The organism is Streptomyces sp. NPDC056161 (genome assembly GCF_042268025.1).
GTDB lineage: Bacteria > Actinomycetota > Actinomycetes > Streptomycetales > Streptomycetaceae > Streptomyces.
The window spans coordinates 250,660-265,506 of sequence record NZ_JBHJUV010000002.1; the positions used below are offsets into that span (position 1 = coordinate 250,660).

At 72.4% G+C, this 14,847-nt stretch carries 11 protein-coding genes; 5 read left to right on the forward strand and 6 right to left on the reverse strand.

What is annotated here, in order from left to right:
* The first annotated feature begins 8 nt into the window (after positions 1-8).
* The 4 genes from ACFC09_RS03000 (at position 9) to ACFC09_RS03015 (ending at position 3,850) form a co-directional block, all read left to right on the forward strand.
* Positions 9-821 (forward strand): PaaX family transcriptional regulator C-terminal domain-containing protein, encoded by an 813-nt coding sequence (locus ACFC09_RS03000; RefSeq protein ID WP_376523309.1) that lies wholly within the window; start codon positions 9-11, stop codon positions 819-821.
* Positions 822-1,182: 361 nt separating this feature from the next.
* On the forward strand, positions 1,183-1,734 hold the full coding sequence (gene cysC, locus ACFC09_RS03005; protein ID WP_376523311.1) for an adenylyl-sulfate kinase: 552 nt from the start codon (positions 1,183-1,185) through the stop codon (positions 1,732-1,734).
* A complete protein-coding gene (gene cysD, locus ACFC09_RS03010; RefSeq protein WP_376523314.1) occupies positions 1,731-2,630 on the forward strand; it encodes a sulfate adenylyltransferase subunit CysD in 900 nt (299 codons plus the stop codon). The genes cysC and cysD overlap by 4 nt, the downstream gene beginning before the upstream one ends.
* A 2-nt stretch (positions 2,631-2,632) precedes the next feature.
* Positions 2,633-3,850 carry a sulfate adenylyltransferase subunit 1 gene (locus ACFC09_RS03015; protein WP_376523317.1) on the forward strand — a complete coding sequence of 406 codons (1,218 nt, stop codon included), beginning with the start codon at positions 2,633-2,635 and terminating at the stop codon, positions 3,848-3,850.
* Here ACFC09_RS03015 and ACFC09_RS03020 read toward each other — a convergent pair.
* Together ACFC09_RS03020 and ACFC09_RS03025 are read right to left on the reverse strand one after the other, a co-directional pair.
* Positions 3,834-6,215 carry an oxidoreductase gene (locus tag ACFC09_RS03020; protein WP_376523320.1) on the reverse strand — a complete coding sequence of 794 codons (2,382 nt, stop codon included), beginning with the start codon at positions 6,213-6,215 and terminating at the stop codon, positions 3,834-3,836. The genes ACFC09_RS03015 and ACFC09_RS03020 overlap by 17 nt on opposite strands.
* A 2-nt stretch (positions 6,216-6,217) precedes the next feature.
* Positions 6,218-7,045, reverse strand: coding sequence for an enoyl-CoA hydratase family protein (locus ACFC09_RS03025; protein ID WP_376523322.1), 828 nt, complete (start codon positions 7,043-7,045; stop codon positions 6,218-6,220).
* 309 nt (positions 7,046-7,354) lie between these two features.
* On the opposite strand from ACFC09_RS03025, the gene ACFC09_RS03030 reads away from it, so the two are divergent.
* Entirely contained in the window at positions 7,355-7,804 is a 450-nt protein-coding gene (locus ACFC09_RS03030) for an ATP-binding protein (protein ID WP_376523325.1), read from the forward strand.
* A gap of 42 nt (positions 7,805-7,846) precedes the next feature.
* On the opposite strand, the gene argF is transcribed toward ACFC09_RS03030, so the two are convergent.
* The 4 genes from argF to ACFC09_RS03050 form a co-directional block, all read right to left on the reverse strand.
* Positions 7,847-8,854: an ornithine carbamoyltransferase gene (gene argF / locus ACFC09_RS03035; protein WP_376523327.1), complete on the reverse strand. Its 1,008-nt coding sequence runs from the start codon at positions 8,852-8,854 to the stop codon at positions 7,847-7,849.
* 107 nt (positions 8,855-8,961) lie between these two features.
* Positions 8,962-10,185 (reverse strand): arginine deiminase, encoded by a 1,224-nt coding sequence (locus tag ACFC09_RS03040; RefSeq protein WP_376523330.1) that lies wholly within the window; start codon positions 10,183-10,185, stop codon positions 8,962-8,964.
* 245 nt (positions 10,186-10,430) lie between these two features.
* Positions 10,431-13,022, reverse strand: a complete 2,592-nt coding sequence (locus tag ACFC09_RS03045) for a polynucleotide kinase-phosphatase (RefSeq protein WP_376523333.1) — start codon at positions 13,020-13,022, stop codon at positions 10,431-10,433.
* Entirely contained in the window at positions 13,019-14,689 is a 1,671-nt protein-coding gene (locus ACFC09_RS03050) for a 3' terminal RNA ribose 2'-O-methyltransferase Hen1 (protein WP_376523335.1), read from the reverse strand. Before ACFC09_RS03050 ends, ACFC09_RS03045 begins: the two co-directional genes overlap by 4 nt.
* Positions 14,690-14,847: the final 158 nt, after the last annotated feature.

Consider the following 14,847-nt stretch of genomic DNA (forward strand, 5'->3'; position numbering starts at 1 on the left):
GACCTAAGATGATCAACGTGTCCGAGCAGCACGCCCCCCGGTCCCTCATCATCACTCTCTACGGCGCGTACGGCCGCTTCATGCCCGGTCCGGTACCCGTCGCGGAACTGATCCGGCTCCTGGCCGCGGTCGGCGTGGACGCGCCGTCCGTGCGGTCGTCGGTGTCCCGTCTGAAGCGGCGCGGACTGCTGCTGCCCGCCCGCACGGAGCGGGGCGCGGCCGGATACGGACTGTCCTCGGACGCCCGGCAGTTGCTCGACGACGGCGATCTGCGCATCTACGCGTCCGTGCCGCCCGAGGACGAGGGCTGGGTGCTCGCCGTGTTCTCGGTGCCGGAATCGGAGCGGCAGAAGCGGCACGTGCTGCGCTCCCGGCTCGCGGGGCTGGGCTTCGGCACGGCCGCACCCGGGGTGTGGATCGCTCCGGCGCGGCTGCACGAGGAGACCCGGCACACCCTCCAGCGGCTGGCGCTCGACCCGTACGTGGACTTCTTCCGCGGTGAGCACCTCGGTTTCGCGCCCACCGCCGAGGCGGTAGCGCGCTGGTGGGACCTGGCCGCCATCGCCAAGCAGCACGAGGTGTTCCTGGACGCGCACGCGCCCGTGCTGCACGCCTGGCAGCGGCGGGCGGACACCGCGCCCGAGCAGGCGTACCACGACTACCTGCTGGCCCTGGACTCCTGGCGCCACCTGCCGTACGCCGACCCCGGGCTGCCGCCGCACCTGCTGCCCGCGAACTGGCCGGGCGCCCGTTCGGCGGAGGTCTTCCGCGCGCTGCACGCGCGACTGCGGGACGCGGGGGCCGAGTTCGTCGGGGAGTGATCCTGGGCGGACCACGCGGACCACGCGGACCACGCGGACCACGCAGACCGCACGGACCGCACGGACCGCGGACCGCGACGGCGCCCCGGGGAGGGGGCGCCCCGCAAGCGGCGGCGGGAACCGGGCGGGGCACCACGCCGCCACCGCGGACGGACACCACCGCACCGCATGCCGTCCCGGCGCCGGTGTCCGTCGCCCGGCGGACCCGGCGCACCGGCCCGGCGACCGCCCCTTTGTGTGATCCCACACACATCTTGCGCCACTCATGGAACCCTCAGCCCCCTCCTTACCTCTTCTCAGGTTTCTTACCTACAGTCTGATCGTCCGGTACGCCTTGGTTAGAAGAAGAGGACTGTTACGCATGACCACCACGGCAAGGGCCCAGGGAGCCACCGTCTGGCTCACGGGGCTGCCGAGCGCGGGCAAGACCACCATCGCCCGTCTCCTCGCTGACCGGCTGGCCGGCGAGGGACGCAGGGTGGAGGTCCTCGACGGCGACGAGATACGCCGCTTCCTCTCCTCCGGCCTCGGTTTCTCCCGGGCGGACCGCAACACCAACGTGCAGCGCATCGGGCTGGTCTCCGAGGTGCTCGCGCGCAACGGCGTGCTGTCCCTGGTCCCGGTGATCGCCCCGTACGCCGACAGCCGTGACGCGGTGCGGGCCCGGCACGAGAAGAGTGCGACGCCCTATCTCGAAGTGCATGTCGCCACCCCGGTCGAGGTGTGCACCGAGCGGGACGTGAAGGGCCTGTACGCCAGGCAGGCGGCGGGCGAGCTGTCCGGTCTGACGGGGGTCGACGACCCGTACGAGCCGCCGGCCGAACCGGCGCTGGTGCTGCGGACCGAGGAGCAGACCCCCCGGGAGTCGGCGGACGCGGTGCACGCGCTGCTGACGGAGCGGGGGCTGGTGTGAGCGGCACGCTCTCGCATCTGGACGCGCTGGAGTCGGAGGCGGTGCACATCGTCCGCGAGGTCGCGGGCGAGTTCGAACGACCGGTGATCCTCTTCTCCGGCGGCAAGGACTCCATCGTCATGCTCCACCTCGCCCTCAAAGCCTTCACCCCCGCCCCCGTACCCTTCGCCCTCCTCCACGTCGACACCGGCCACAACTTCCCCGAAGTCCTCCACCACCGCGACCACACCGCCCACACCCACAACCTGCGCCTGCACATCGCCTCCGTCCAGGACTACATCGACCGCGGCACCCTCAAAGAACGCCCCGACGGCACCCGCAACCCCCTCCAGACCCTCCCCCTCACCGAAAAGATCCAGCACGAGAAATTCGACGCCGTCTTCGGCGGCGGACGCCGCGACGAAGAAAAAGCCCGCGCCAAAGAACGCGTCTTCTCCCTCCGCGACGAATTCTCCCAATGGGACCCCCGCCGCCAACGCCCCGAACTCTGGAACCTCTACAACGGCCGCCACGCCCCCGGCGAACACGTCCGCGTCTTCCCCCTCTCCAACTGGACCGAACTCGACGTCTGGCAGTACATCGCCCGCGAGGAGATCGAGTTGCCGGCCATCTACTACGCCCACCACCGCGAGGTGTTCCGGCGGGACGGGATGTGGCTGACCGCCGGCGACTGGGGCGGCCCGAGGGACGACGAGACGGTCGAGAAGCGCCAGGTCCGCTACCGCACCGTCGGCGACATGTCCTGCACCGGCGCCGTCGACTCCGACGCCGACACCATCGACAAGGTCATCGCCGAGATCACCGCCTCCCGGCTCACCGAACGCGGCGCCACCCGCGCCGACGACAAACTCTCCGAAGCCGCGATGGAAGACCGCAAGCGCGAGGGGTACTTCTAGACATGAGCACGACCATCGACACCCTGCGCTTCGCGACGGCCGGTTCGGTCGACGACGGCAAGTCCACCCTGGTCGGACGCCTCCTCCACGACTCCAAATCGGTCCTCACCGACCAGCTCGAAGCCGTCGAACACGCCTCCCTCAGCCGCGGCAAGGACACCCCCGACCTCGCCCTCCTCACCGACGGACTACGCGCCGAACGCGAACAGGGCATCACCATCGACGTCGCCTACCGCTACTTCGCCACCCCCCGCCGCCGCTTCATCCTCGCCGACACCCCCGGCCACGTGCAGTACACCCGCAACATGGTCACCGGCGCCTCCACCGCCGAACTCACCGTCGTCCTCGTCGACGCCCGCAACGGAGTCGTCGAACAGACCCGCCGCCACGCCGCCATCGCCGCCCTCCTCCGCGTCCCCCACGTCGTCCTCGCCGTCAACAAGATGGACCTCGTCGGCTACGCGGAGGAGGAGTTCGACCGCATCGTCGCGGACTTCGCGGGCCACGCGGCCGGGCTGGGCCTCGGGTCGTTCACCGCGATCCCGGTGTCGGCGCTGGCCGGCGACAACGTGGTGGAGCGCTCCGCCGCCATGGACTGGTACGCCGGTCCGGCGCTGCTGGAGTTCCTGGAGGGCGTCCCGGTGGCCGCGGACCCCGCCGACGCCCCGGCCCGCTTCCCCGTCCAGTACGTCATCCGGCACGGCGACGTCCGCCACTACGCCGGGCAACTGGTCTCCGGCGCGCTGCGGGTGGGCGACCGCGTGACGGTCCATCCCTCGGGCGCCACCTCCGAGATCGCCGGGATCGACGCGCTGGGCGAGCCGGTGTCCGCGGCCCACGCCCCGCGGTCCATCGCGCTGCGCCTGGCCGACCAGCGGGACGTCTCCCGCGGCGACATGATCACCGCGGGTGCCGCCGCACCCGTGCTCACCCAGGACGTCACGGCGGACGTCTGCCACCTCGCCGACCGTCCGCTGCGCCCCGGCGACCGCGTACTGCTCAAGCACACCACCAGGACCGTACGGGCGATCGTCAGGTCCCTCGGGGAGACGGCCGAGCTGACGGCGAACGACCTGGGCCGGATCACCCTGCGCACGGCGGAGCCGGTCGCCCTCGACGACTACGCCGTCTCCCGGCGCACCGGCGCGTTCATCCTGATCGACCCGGCGGACGGCGCCACGCTGACCGCGGGCATGGCGCGGGTCAGCGCTCCAGTGTGAGCCGGGGCTTGGGGGCGTCGGTGCGTCCGGTCCGCGGGCGCCTGCTGCCCGCGCGGTAGGGGACGGGCCAGCCGGTGCCCGGCCCCTCGTACTCCTGCTCGGCCGCCGCGTGCAGGGTCCAGTGCGGGTCGTAGAGGTGCGGGCGGCCCAGCGCGCACAGGTCGGTGCGCCCGGCCAGGATCAGCGAGTTGACGTCGTCCCAGGAGGTGATCGCGCCGACCGCGATCACCGGTACGCCGGTCTCGTGCCGGATCCGGTCGGCGAACGGCGTCTGGTAGGACCGTCCGAACTCGGGCTGCTCCTCGGCCACCACCTGTCCGGTCGACACGTCGATCGCGTCGACGCCGTGCGCGGCGAAGGCACGGGCGATCTCCACCGCCTCCTCGGCCGTGGTCCCGCCCTCCGCCCAGTCGGTGGCGGAGATCCGTACGGTCATCGGCCGCTCCTCGGGCCACGCCGCGCGGACGGCGTCGAAGACCTCCAGCGGGAAGCGCAGCCGGTCGGGGAGCGAGCCGCCGTAGGCGTCGGTGCGCCGGTTGGTGAGCGGGGAGAGGAAACCGGAGAGCAGGTAGCCGTGCGCGCAGTGCAGTTCGAGCAGGTCGAAGCCGGCCCGGGCGGCCCGCCGGGCGGCGGCCGTGAACTGCTCGCGGAGGTCGGTGAGCTGGGCACGGGTGAGCCGGTGCGGCGTCTGGCTGCCCGGCTTGTACGGCAGTGGGGAGGCGGCCACGAGCGGCCAGTTCCCGGTGGGCAGCGGCTCGTCGATGCCCTGCCACATCAGCTTGGTGGAGCCCTTGCGTCCGCTGTGGCCGAGTTGTAGGCCGATCGCGGTGCCCGGTGCCTGTGTGTGCACGAAGTCGGTGATCCGGCGCCAGCTCTCGGCCTGTCTGCCGGTGTAGAGGCCGGTGCAGCCGGGGGTGATCCGCCCTTCGGCGCTGACGCACACCATCTCGGTCATCAGCAGGCCGGCGCCGCCGAGGGCACGGGCGCCCAGGTGGACGAGGTGGAAGTCGCCGGGGACGCCGTCGGTGGCCGAGTACATGTCCATGGGTGAGACGACGACCCGGTTGCGCAGGGTCAGCCCGCGCAGCCGGAACGGGGTGAACATCGGGGGCGTGCCCGGCGGGCAGCCGAACTCGCGCTCCACGGACTCGGTGAAGCGTGCGTCGCGCAGCCGCAGGTTGTCGTGGGTGACGCGGCGACTGCGGGTGAGCAGGTTGAAGGCGAACTGCCGGGGCCGCTGGTCGAGGTAGCGGCCGAGGTCCTCGAACCACTCCAGGCTGGCCCGAGCGGCCCGCTGGGTGGAGGCGACGACGGGTCTGCGCTCCGCCTCGTAGGCCGCGAGCGCCCCGGCCGTCGTGGGGTGTTCGGTCAGGCAGGCGGCCAGGGCCAGGGCGTCCTCGACGGCGAGCTTGGTGCCGGAACCGATGGAGAAGTGGGCGGTGTGGGCGGCGTCGCCGAGGAGGACGACGTTCTCGTGCGACCAGCGTTCGTTGACGACCGTGCGGAAGGTGGTCCAGGCGGACTTGTTGGAGCGCAGCGGCCGTCCGCCGAGCGCGTCCGCGAAGATCTTGGCGCAGCGTGCGACGGACTCCTGCTCGCCGAGTTCAGCGAATCCGGCGGCCTCCCACACCTCCTCGCGCATCTCGACGATCACGGTGGAGGCACCGGAGCGGTCCTGCGACGCGGAGGGTTCCGTCGAAGCGTCGTGGCCGGATGACGGATCAGGGCGGTTCTGCCCGGGGCGGGCATAGGGGTAGCCGTGCAGTTGCATCACGCCGTGTTCGGTCTCGGCGATCTCGAAGCGGAAGGCGTCGAAGGCGAAGTCGGCGGCGAGCCAGATGTAGCGGCACCGGTGGGCGGTCACCCGGGGGCGGAACACATGGGCGTACGCCTCGCGGGTGGTGCTGTGCACACCGTCGGCGGCGATGACCAGGTCGTAGGTCTCGGCGAGCCAGGCCGGGTACGGTGCCTCGCTGCCGAAGCGCAGGTCGATGCCGAGGCAGCGGCACCGTTGGTGCAGGATCTCCAGGAGCCGTCGTCTGCCGAGGGCGGCGAAGCCGTGTCCCGAGGAGGTGTGGCGGTTGTTTCGGTGGACGATGTCGATGTCGTCCCAGCGGACGAACTCCTGTTGCAGGGCCTCGTAGACCACCGGGTCGGCGTGTTCGATGCCGCCGAGGGTCTCGTCGGAGAGGACGACGCCGAAGCCGAAGGTGTCGTCGGGGGCGTTGCGTTCCCAGACGGTGATCTCGCGGGTCGGGTCGAGGCGTTTGAGCAGGGCGGCGGAGTAGAGGCCACCGGGGCCGCCGCCGATGACCGCGATGCGTCGGGGGTGGCCCGCGGTTCCCCGCGCGCCTTCGGTCCGCATGGTCACCGTCCCTGCCATTTCGGGGGGCGCTTCTCGGTGAAGGCCGCGTGGAACTCGGCGTAGTCCGCGCTGTTCATCAGCAGCGCCTGGGTCGACGCGTCCAGTTCCACCGATGCCGCCAGCGGCATGTCCAGTTCGGCGGTGAGCAGCGCCTTGGTCTGTGCGTGGGCCAGGGCCGGGCCGTCGGCGAGCCGCCGGGCGAGGGCCTCGGCCGCCTCGTCGGCGCGGCCCTCCTCGGTCAGTTCGCTGATCAGCCCGATCCGCTCGGCCTCGGCGGCGCGCACCGGTTCGCCGAGCATGAGCAGCCGGGTGGCGTGGCCGAGGCCGACGACCCGGGGCAGCAGATAGGCGGCGCCCATGTCGCCGCCGGACAGCCCGACGCGGGTGAACAGGAAGGCGAAGCGGGCGCTCGGGTCGGCCACGCGGAAGTCGGCCGCGAGCGCCAGGACGGCCCCGGCGCCCGCCGCGACCCCGTGCACCGCCGCGATCACCGGGAACGGGCACTCCCGTACGGCTCGCACGACCTGGCCGGTCATCCGGTTGAAGTCGAGGAGTTGGGCGGTGTCCAGGGCGAGGGTCGCACCGATGATCTCGTCGACGTCGCCGCCGGAGCAGAAGCCGCGTCCCGCGCCGGCCAGTACCAGGGCCCGCACGGACCGTTCGCGGGACAGCTCGGCGAGCAGGTCGCGCAGGTCGGCGTAGGCGCCGAAGGTGAGCGCGTTCAGCTTCTCGGGGCGGGCGAGGGTGACGGTGGCGACGCCCTCGGCGCGCTCGACCCGGAGGTGGTCCCAGGTCGGGGTGCGGGCGGCGGAGCCGGTGAAGGGACTCATGAGGTGCGGCCTCCTCGGGCGGGCGGTTCCTCACGTATCTCTACCCTCGAAGCTATCACTGAATTCTGACTGTCGTCAGGATGGCGCAACATCGCGGGCCGCAGAAGAAGGACGGATCCGGTCACAACGGTCACGACGGTCACGACTCGTCAATAGCGCGGTAACAACGTGGCCGGAGGTGCGAGGGGGGCGGCCGGCCCGGGTATGCCGCCTCGTACCGGGGCCGAAGACCCCGAGCGGTACCCGTGCGGAACCTCGTCCGGCGGGCCCCGTACCCTTTCTACGGTTGAAAGCAGGACATCCTGCTCCATGAACGGAACCGCCGTGTACGAACGCCCGCCGGCATCGGCCTCTTGGCGCATCGCGCTGCCGCACACCACCGCGGCGGTGCCGGTGGCCCGCGCCCTGGTCCGAACGGCCCTGACCGCGCTGGGGCACGCGGCCGACCGCGACACCGCGGAGCTGCTCACGGCGGAGCTGGTCGCCAACGCGGTGGAGCACACCGCCGGGCGCGGGCCGATCGAGCTGGTGGTGGACGTGCGGCCGACCGGCTGTCAGGTGGAGGTGCACGACTCGGATCCGGAGCCGCCGGGCGACCTCACGCACCCGGCCGTCGAGCAGCCGGACGTCTGGCAGGAGGGCGGGCGCGGGCTGCTGCTGATCCGGACCCTCAGTTCGTCCTGCGGCCACCGGCCCACCGAGTCGGGCAAGGCGGTGTGGTTCCGCCTCCCGGCGCCCCGTCAGTGCCGCCCGGCCTGACCTCGGCTCAGGGCCGTTCTGGGCCGGACCGCGCAGCGGGGCTCAGGCCAGGGTCGCGACCAGGACCGCCTTGATGGTGTGCATCCGGTTCTCCGCCTCGTCGAAGACGACGGAGTGCTCGGACTCGAAGACCTCGTCGGTGACCTCCAGCTCGGTCAGCCCGTGCCGCTCGTGGATCTCCCGGCCGACATCGGTGCCGAGGTCGTGGAAGGCCGGCAGGCAGTGCAGGAACTTCACGCCGGGATTGCCGGTGGCGCGCAGCACGTCCATGGTCACGGCGTACGGGCCGAGCAGCGCTATGCGCTCGTCCCAGACCTGCTTGGGCTCGCCCATCGACACCCATACGTCGGTGGCGACGAAGTCGGCGCCGCGCACGCCCTGTTCCACGTCCTCGGTGAGCGTGATCCGGGCGCCGGAGGTCCCGGCCAGCTGCCGGGCCAGCTCGACGATCGTCTCGTCCGGCCACAGCAGCCGCGGCGCGACGATGCGGACGTCCATGCCGAGCAGGGCGCCGGTGACCAGGTAGGAGTTGCCCATGTTGTAGCGGGCGTCGCCGAGGTAGGCGAAGGCGATCCCGGTCAGCGGCTTGTCGCTGTGCTCGGTCATGGTGAGCACGTCGGCGAGCATCTGGGTGGGGTGCCACTCGTCGGTGAGGCCGTTGTAGACGGGGACCCCGGCGTACGCGGCCAGTTCCTCGACGACGCCCTGGCCGTGGCCGCGGTACTCGATGGCGTCGTACATCCGGCCGAGCACCCGGGCGGTGTCCTTGACGGACTCCTTGTGCCCGATCTGCGAGCCGGCCGGGTCCAGGTAGGTGGTGTGCGCCCCCTGGTCGGCCGCCGCGACCTCGAAGGCGCAGCGTGTGCGCGTCGAGGTCTTCTCGAAGACCAGGGCGATGTTCTTGCCGCTCAGGTGCCGTGTCTCGGTCCCGGCCCGCTTGGCCGCCTTCAGTTCGGCGGCCAGCTCGATCAGACCGCGGAACTCCTCCTCGGTGAAGTCCAGCTCCTTGAGGAAGTGACGGCCGGCGAGGGCGGTCGGGACTGTCGCCATGGGGGGCGCTCCAGGGATCGCGAGAACGGGGACGCTACGGAAAGACCATGGAAGTCTATACGATAGACAGCATTTCTATACAAGACCCGGGTGTTCCTGTCCGGTCGTCACACGGCGGACCGCTCCACCGGGCAGCTCATGCAGCGGGGCCCGCCCCGGCCGCGGCCCAGTTCGCTGCCCGGGATCTCGATCACCTCGATGCCCTGTTTGCGCAGATGTGTGTTGGTGGTCGAGTTCCGCTCGTAGGCGACGACGACGCCGGGTTCGACGGCGAGGACGTTGCAGCCGTCGTCCCACTGCTCCCGCTCGGCCGCGTGCACGTCCTGGGTGGCGGTCAGCACCCGGATCTCGCTGAGGCCGAGTGCGGCGGCGATCGCCCGGTGCATGTGCTCCGGCGGATGGTCGGTGACCTTGAGTTCCCGGTCGGCGGCGCCCGGTTCGATGGTGTACGAACGGAGCATGCCGAGCCCGCCGTACTGGGTGAAGACGTCGCCGTCGACCATCGTCATCACGGTGTCGAGGTGCATCAGGGCACGCCGCTTGGGCATGTCGAGGGCCACGATGGTCCGGGCCGACCCGGCGGCGAAGATCTTGTGCGCGAGCATCTCCACGGCCTGCGGGGTGGTGCGCTCGCTCATGCCGATGAGGACGGCGCCGTTGCCGATGACCAGGACGTCGCCGCCCTCGATGGTGGACGGGTAGTCGGCCTGCCCCTCGGACCAGATGTGGAACCCCTCGCCCTTGAAGAGGGGGTGGTGCCGGTAGATCGCCTCGAAGTGCACGGTCTCCCGCTGCCGCGCCGGCCAGCGCATGGCGTTGATGGAGACGCCGTCGTAGATCCAGGCGGAGGTGTCACGGGTGAAGAGGTGGTTGGGCAGCGGGTCGAGCAGGAACTCGTCGAGGTCCATCACATGGAAGCGGACGGAGGCGGGCTCCGCGTGCGCGTCCAGGAACTCCCGCTTGGTCATGCCGCCGACCAGGACCTCTGCCAGGTCGTACGCGGGCAGGGTCTCGAAGGCGGCCCGCAGGTGGTCGGTGGCGAGCGGACCGTACTCCTTCTCGTCGAAGACCCGGTCCAGGACGAGGGCCCTGGCCTCGGGGATCTCCAGGGTCTCGGTGAGCAGGTCGCCGAAGAGGTGAACGGTGACCCCGCGGTCGCGCAGCACGTCGGCGAACCCGTCGTGCTCGGCGCGCGCCCGACGCACCCACAGCACGTCGTCGAAGAGGAGGGCGTCCTTGTTGCTGGGGGTGAGCCTTTTGAGCTCCAGATCAGGCCGGTGCAGGATGACGCGGCGCAGCCGCCCGGCCTCGGAGTCGACGTGGAATCCCATGCCTCCATCCTCGCCGCAGTGGACCGCGTTCATCCTCGCCCCCGCGCTTTCCGCCCGTTCTCGCCCCCGGCGGACCGACGGAGTGGGCCGACCGGACGGACCGGCCGGGCACGCCGCACCGGCCGCCGGCCCCCGCCACCTGGGCGGCAGCGCCCTGCCCCGCCCCGCCCCGCCCCCCGGCCGGGCGCGGGGCGGGGCGGGGCAGGACGGGGCAGGGCCGGCGACCGTAGCTCTCGTGACACGGCTCACAGGCGCGGGTCGACCGGCTCCGACTCCAGGGCCAGTACCGCGAACACCGCCTCGTGCACCCGCCACAGCGGCTCCGACTCCGCCAGCCGGTCCAGGGCCTCCAGACCGAGCGCGTACTCGCGCAGCGCCAGCGACCGCTTGTGGTTCAGGAACCGCTGCCGCAGCCGGGCGAGGTTGTCCGGGCGGGTGTACTCGGGGCCGTAGATGATCCGCAGGTACTCGCGGCCCCGGCACTTGATGCCGGGCTGGACCAGCCGGCCCTGCGGGTCGCGGGCCTGCGCGGTCAGCGGCTTGACGACCATGCCCTCACCGCCCCGCCCGGTCAGCTCCAGCCACCACTGGACACCGGCCTGGACCGACTCCGGGTCCCCGGTGTCGACGTACAGCCGGCGCGTGGTGTGCAGCAGCCCGCTCTCGTCGTGCTCGACGAGCCGGTCGATCAGGGCCAGCTGCTCGTCGTGCGGCAACCCGGCCAGGCTGCGCCCGCCCACGGCGAGCAGCTGGAACGGGGCCAGCCGTACCCCGGCCAGGCCCTCGGTGGGCCAGCAGTAGCGCCGGTACGCCTCCGTGAACGCGGCGGCGTCGACGGACCGTTCACGCTGCCGGGCGAGGAGCCCGGCCACGTCGGCCCCGCGCGCCGCCGCGCCCTCCACCGCCGTCAGCACGTCCGGGAACACCGCCCCGGCCGCGGCGCCCACGGCCGCGTACTGGCTGCGCAGCAGCCCCGACGCCTTCAGCGACCACGGCATCAGCTCCGCGTCCAGCAGCAGCCAGTCGGTGTCCAGCTCGTCCCACAGCCCGGCCGCACCGGCCGCCGACCGCAGCCGCCCGAGGATCTCCTCGGTCACGGCCTCGTCGTCGAAGAACGGCCGCCCCGTGCGGGTGTACAGCGCCCCGGTCACCCGGTCCGCCCCGAACCGCTCGCGGGCCGCCGCCGCGTCCCGGCACACCAGGGCCACGGCCCGCGAGCCCATGTGCTTCTCCTCGCACACGACCCGCGCGACACCGTCCTCGGCGTACTGCGCGAAGGCTTCGGCCGGGTGCTCCAGATAGCCCTCGACCCGGCTCGTGGCCGTCGGCGCCATGGTCGGCGGGAGGTACGGCAGCAGCCGCGGGTCGATCGCGAACCGGCTCATGACCTCCAGCGCCGCCGCGGCGTTCGCCTCGCGCACCGCGACCCGGCCCGCGTGCCGGGTCTCGACGACCCGGCGGCCGTGCACGTCGCCGAGGTCGAGCGGCCGTCCCTCCCGGCCGCCGGGCGCCTCGTCGCGCAGCGGTTTCACCGGCTCGTACCACATCCGCTCGGCGGGTACGTCGACCAGTTCGCGCTCCGGCCAGCGCAGCGCGGTCAGCCTGCCGCCGAAGACGGCGCCGGTGTCCAGGCAGATGGTGTTGTTCAGCCAGCTCGCCGCGGGGACCGGCGTGTGCCCGTAGACCACGGCCGCCCGGCCCCGGTAGTCCTCCGCCCACGGGTAGCGCACCGGCAGCCCGAACTCGTCGGTCTCGCCGGTGGTGTCGCCGTACAGCGCGTGCGAGCGGACCCGCCCCGACGTCCGCCCGTGGTACTTCTCGGGCAGTCCCGCGTGGCAGACGACGAGCCGGCCGCCGTCCAGCACGTAGTGGCTGACGAGTCCGTCGATGAACTCCCCCACCCGCTCCCTGAACTCCTCGCTCTCCTTCGCCATCTGCTCGACGGTCTCGGCGAGCCCATGGGTGAGCTGGACCTTGCGGCCCTTGAGGTACCGGCCGTACTTGTTCTCGTGGTTGCCGGGCACGCACAGCGCGTGGCCCGCGGCGGCCATCGACATCACCCGGCGCAGCACACCGGGGCTGTCCGGCCCGCGGTCGACCAGGTCGCCGACGAAGACGGCGGTACGGCCGTCCGGGTGCGCCCCGTCCTGGTAGCCCAACTTGCCGAGCAGCGCTTCGAGTTCGGCCGAGCAGCCGTGCACGTCGCCGATGATGTCGAAGGGGCCGGTGAGGTGGGTGAGGTCGTTGAACCGCTTCTCCGTGACGACGCTCGCCCGCTCGATCTCGTCCGTCCCGCGCAGGACGTGCACCTTGCGGAAGCCCTCGCGCTCCAGGTGCCGGAGGGAGCGGCGGAGTTCGCGGGTGTGCCGGCGGATCACCCGGCGCGGCATGTCGGCCCGGTCGGGGCGGGCGGCGTTGCGTTCGGCGCACACCTCCTCGGGCACGTCGAGCACGATGGCGATCGGCAGTACGTCGTGCTTCCTGGCCAGCTCGATCAGCTGCCGCCTGCTGTCCTCCTGCACGCTGGTGGCGTCGACGACGGTGCGGCGGCCGGCGGCCAGCCGCTTCCCGGCGATGTAGTGCAGGACGTCGAAGGCGTCCCGGGTGGCGCTCTGGTCGTTCTCGTCGTCGCTGACCAGGCCGCGGCAGAAGTCCGAGGAGATGATCTCGGTGGGCTTGAAGTGCCTGCGGGCGAAGGTCGACTTGCCGGAGCCGGAGGCACCGACCAGCACCACGAGGGAGAGATCGGTGACCGGCAGCACCCGCTCCGCGCGCGGTGTCCGTGCCCGCGCCGGAGCCGTGCCCGGTTCCTGTGCCTGTCCCGGTATCGCGGTCATGCGGCCTTCGCCTCCTTCTTCTCGCCAGTGGGTACGAGGCCGAACACGGCCAGCTGCGTGGGCGGCCCCACCTCGGGGTCGTCCGGTCCGACGGGCACGAACTCCACGTCGTACCCGTGCCGTTCGGCCACCGTCCGGGCCCAGGCCCGGAACTCCTCCCGCGTCCACTCGAACCGGTGGTCCCGGTGGCGCAGCCGTCCGGCCGGCAGGGTCTCCCAGCGGACGTTGTACTCGGCGTTCGGTGTCGTCACCAGGACGGTGCGCGGGCGGGCGGCGCCGAACACCGCGTACTCCAGGGCGGGCAGCCGCGGTGGGTCGATGTGCTCGACGACCTCGCAGAGCACGGCGGCGTCGTAGCCCCGCAACCGGTCGTCGGTGTAGGCGAGCGAGCCCTGGAGGAGCTTGACGCGCGCGGCCTGCCGCTCGCCCATGCGGTCCAGCCTGAGCCGCCGGGCGGCGACGGCGAGCGCCCGCACGGACACGTCGACGCCGACGATCTCGGTGAACGCGGGGTCCTTCAGGAGGGTCTGCACCAGCTGTCCCTGGCCGCAGCCGAGGTCGAGCACCCGGCCGGCGCCGGCCCGCTTGAGCGCGTCGACGAGCGCGTCACGGCGCCGCACGGCGAGCGGCGTCGGCTTCTCCTCGGCCCCGGTACCGGCCTCTGCCTGATTCCCGGCCCCGGCCTGGTTCCCGGCCCTCGCCTCCCCCTCGTTCCCGGTCTCGACCGCGGCCCCCTTCCCGGCCCCGGTCCCGTCCTCGCTCCCGGTCCCGTTCCCGGTCCCGTCCTCGCTCCCGTTCCCCTCGTCGCTCCCGTCCTCGCTCCCGGTCTCGGTCCCGGTCTCGTCCTCGACTGCGTTGTCGATCTCCTCGACCTCGCTGTCGTCGGTCTCGGCGAGCCGCACCAGTTCCAGCCGCTCGCTCGCCTGCCGGGTCAGGGACCAGCGGCGGGACAGGTACCGGCTGGTGATGAGCCGCTGCTCGGGGTGGTCGGCCAGCCAGCCCTCGCCGACCCGCAGCAGCTTGTCGACCTCGTCGGGCGCCACCCAGTAGTGCTTGGCGTCGTCGAGGACCGGCAGCAGTACGTACAGGTGCCGCAGCGCCTGCGCGAGGGTGAGCCGCTCCGACTCCAGGACGAGCCGCACGTAGCGCGAGTCGCCCCACTCGGGGAACTCGGCGTCGAGCGGTACGGGTTCGGCGGCCACCGTCCAGCCGAGCGGCTCGAACAGGTCCCGGACCAGGTCGGGGCCGCTGCGCGCGCCGCCGCGGGCGGGCAGCGCGGGCACCTCGACGCGCAGCGGCAGCGGTTCCGCGGCCCGCCCCGGCCGAGCGTTGCAGACGCCCCGCATGGCGCTGGAGAAGACGTTGCCGAGTGCCACGGCGAGCAGCGAGGAGGCCGCGTACGGGCGGTCGTTGACGTACTGCGCGAGCGCCGCGTCCGGCGCACCCCCGCGGCCCTTCCCCTTTCCGCGCCGCACCAGCGCCACCGTATCCACCTCAAGCAGCAGCGCCGCCGTGCAGCGCGGGACGTCCGCCTCGGGGTAGAAGACGTGGGCGGTGCCGTAGGAGGTGGAGAACGCCTGTGCCCGGTCGGGATGCTTGTGCAGCAGGAACCCGAGATCGGTGGCCGGGCGCTCCGGGGTGCCGGTGGTCGTGAGGGTCAGGAACATGCCCCGAGTCTCCCCGCCGACACCCCACGACGACCAGCGGTTTTCCCGCGGGCCCGGGAGGCTCCGGGTCCCGTGCGCCGGGCCCGCCGGGCCGCCGCGCCCGCCCGGCGGCCACGGGCGGAGACCGACCGTCCTTCTCCGGCGGGTACCGGCCGCCC

Bases quoted from the DNA above. Each gene is read 5' to 3' on its own strand.
- ACFC09_RS03000 (WP_376523309.1), top strand. From the start codon at position 9: ATGATCAACGTGTCCGAGCAGCACGCCCCCCGGTCCCTCATCATCACT.
- cysC (WP_376523311.1), top strand. From the start codon at position 1,183: ATGACCACCACGGCAAGGGCCCAGGGAGCCACCGTCTGGCTCACGGGG.
- ACFC09_RS03015 (WP_376523317.1), top strand. From the start codon at position 2,633: ATGAGCACGACCATCGACACCCTGCGCTTCGCGACGGCCGGTTCGGTC.
- ACFC09_RS03020 (WP_376523320.1), bottom strand. From the start codon at position 6,215: ATGCGGACCGAAGGCGCGCGGGGAACCGCGGGCCACCCCCGACGCATC.
- ACFC09_RS03025 (WP_376523322.1), bottom strand. From the start codon at position 7,045: ATGAGTCCCTTCACCGGCTCCGCCGCCCGCACCCCGACCTGGGACCAC.
- ACFC09_RS03030 (WP_376523325.1), top strand. From the start codon at position 7,355: ATGAACGGAACCGCCGTGTACGAACGCCCGCCGGCATCGGCCTCTTGG.
- argF (WP_376523327.1), bottom strand. From the start codon at position 8,854: ATGGCGACAGTCCCGACCGCCCTCGCCGGCCGTCACTTCCTCAAGGAG.
- ACFC09_RS03040 (WP_376523330.1), bottom strand. From the start codon at position 10,185: ATGGGATTCCACGTCGACTCCGAGGCCGGGCGGCTGCGCCGCGTCATC.
- ACFC09_RS03045 (WP_376523333.1), bottom strand. From the start codon at position 13,022: ATGACCGCGATACCGGGACAGGCACAGGAACCGGGCACGGCTCCGGCG.
- ACFC09_RS03050 (WP_376523335.1), bottom strand. From the start codon at position 14,689: ATGTTCCTGACCCTCACGACCACCGGCACCCCGGAGCGCCCGGCCACC.